5 protein-coding genes are annotated in these 1866 nt (G+C 55.6%); all 5 read right to left on the bottom strand.

Annotated elements, in window-relative coordinates:
* Positions 1-110: 110 nt before the first annotated feature.
* Positions 111-449 carry an antiterminator Q family protein gene (locus tag ACTBDZ_RS17435; RefSeq protein ID WP_438816227.1) on the bottom strand — a complete coding sequence of 113 codons (339 nt, stop codon included), beginning with the start codon at positions 447-449 and terminating at the stop codon, positions 111-113.
* Positions 446-604: a hypothetical protein gene (locus ACTBDZ_RS17430; protein WP_438816226.1), complete on the bottom strand. Its 159-nt coding sequence runs from the start codon at positions 602-604 to the stop codon at positions 446-448. The genes ACTBDZ_RS17435 and ACTBDZ_RS17430 overlap by 4 nt, the downstream gene beginning before the upstream one ends.
* Complete coding sequence (locus ACTBDZ_RS17425) at positions 601-1062, bottom strand: hypothetical protein (protein ID WP_438816225.1); 462 nt, start codon at positions 1060-1062, stop codon at positions 601-603. The genes ACTBDZ_RS17430 and ACTBDZ_RS17425 overlap by 4 nt, the downstream gene beginning before the upstream one ends.
* Complete coding sequence (locus ACTBDZ_RS17420) at positions 1053-1580, bottom strand: phage N-6-adenine-methyltransferase (protein ID WP_438816224.1); 528 nt, start codon at positions 1578-1580, stop codon at positions 1053-1055. Before ACTBDZ_RS17420 ends, ACTBDZ_RS17425 begins: the two co-directional genes overlap by 10 nt.
* On the bottom strand, positions 1577-1866 hold a 290-nt coding region (locus tag ACTBDZ_RS17415), incomplete at its 5' end, for a recombination protein NinB (protein WP_438816223.1). The genes ACTBDZ_RS17415 and ACTBDZ_RS17420, both read right to left, overlap by 4 nt.

The raw sequence follows: 1866 nt of genomic DNA, 5'->3' as shown, positions 1-1866 counted from the left end.
TCGGATGTGATTACGCCGTTTTACGGGCATAAAAAAGCCGCATGGCTATCGGGTGCAGAAGACCGCTTATGTATTCAGTGCCTTCAGTATCCCGATAGCTGCTTGTGTTGTCAAGCTGCCTCCAAAATCTCAGCCACACGACCTGCAATATAGGCTTCAGAACGAGAGAGATATGCAGAGACATATTCATGTTTTCGTCCCAATTCTCGCCCTATAGCCCTGCACGACGCCTTGCCTTTGTAATACGCCACCACGATATCGTAGCCCAGCGGGTCAAAGTGCTTGAGCCGCCCTACCGCACGGTCAATTATCTCACCATCGGCATCAGACAGCATGGGCCGGATATCGCTGCTGGCCGTGACGAGGGGCCATGCCGCCTTGTACTCGGTGCCAATGCATGAGCCGCTCCAGTTTCCCCATGCCGTCAACAGGTATCGAATATCTCTCATTTCACCGCCCCCCAGTTTTTGCCGTTCCTGATGCTGTAGATATGCTGCTTGCTGGTCTCGAATTTCCTCGCCACCTCAGCCACCGGCATACCGGAGGCCAGAAGTGCCCGAATAAGCGGAATATCTCCCGCCGTCAGTCGCACACGCTGTCTCATGCCGCTTCCCCCATGCGATAGGTAATGCCCTCCTGATACCAGGGTGGTAGCGTGAACTCGACTCGCCAGAGGTTGCCGCCAGCCCGTAATTCCCGCAGCCGCTTGAGCTCAGTTTTCATGTGCTGATAAATCTCATCCATCTGCCACGGCTTTAACCGCACCGGCACTGCTGCCAGATGCGCCACGCGGTCAATTACCATCTCCCCATAAGTGATGTTGGCGTGCATCGTGAACTCATACGGGTCTTCACCCAACTTACGGTGGCAGCCGACGCAATGAGCAAAAGCATTGAAGGGATGGTATCGGGTTGCCTTGTGTCGGCGGTACTTGAAATGGGAACAATGGAGATGGCCGTGGTCGTGATGAAAATAGTTACCGCAATAATCGCACTGCCAGTTGGTCCTCTCGCGCACAAGCTCGGAAAATACCGCGTCATGCTTATCGCGTTTTAGCGCCATACCTCCCCCCTCATTCGACTCATCATCACGTGTTTACTTACCGTGGTCATCCCTTTAGGGGTTGTGCGCCACGGTCGCCAGATGAACAACACGCTGCCCTTGCTGTTACCCGCCTTGCCTTTTTTGCCCGTTTCAGCGCTGATAAACGACAATCGGCCTTCGGTGATGAAGCGCACCTCATCAACCGTTTTCTGTGCCTGTGCGAACCATCCCGTCGAGGTATCAGCAGGCAGCAGCATAACGACCGTTTTATTCTGCTTGCGGCTCTGCTCAGCAGCTTTATCAACCCAGGGGCGGATATTGCTGTACGGGGGATTGCAGAATATGGCTCCGTTGCTACTCCAGTCACAGGCCAGGGCATCATCCTCTTGCGTCAGATACAGACGGCACAGGGGATTGTCGTGGTCAGCGGCGGCATCGAGGTAGAAGCCAAACTCCCCATCCAGCGCCTGGAAGACCTCGGGCGGTGTTCGCCATATGTCCTTGTGCTCTGGTCTGGTGTGTGATTTTAGTGTCATCCGACTCTCCCGAAATAATCCCCTGAATAACGCACCTCGCGCAGCCTGACCCCGTTGCCGACCGACCAGGCCTGGGCGTACTGAATCAAACTGTTCATGCGCTTTACGCCCATCTGAGCCGTGCTCTCGCGGATGCTGCAAAACTCCCCCTCCAGCCCCGTAACCACCTCCCCCGGCCTGCCGGTAGCGATGGCATGTCCCGAGACAAACAGCGCCTTCCAGTCCAGCAGCAGGCGCGGTTTATCTGTCCACACCACCTGACGCGAAACATCGGTGCATAACGCAT

The sequence above is a fragment of the Symbiopectobacterium sp. genome, from assembly GCF_051710365.1.
Taxonomy (GTDB): Bacteria; Pseudomonadota; Gammaproteobacteria; order Enterobacterales; family Enterobacteriaceae; genus Symbiopectobacterium.
Note: the sequence above shows the minus strand (reverse complement) of the source record. Positions and strands in the feature narration are given on the sequence as shown.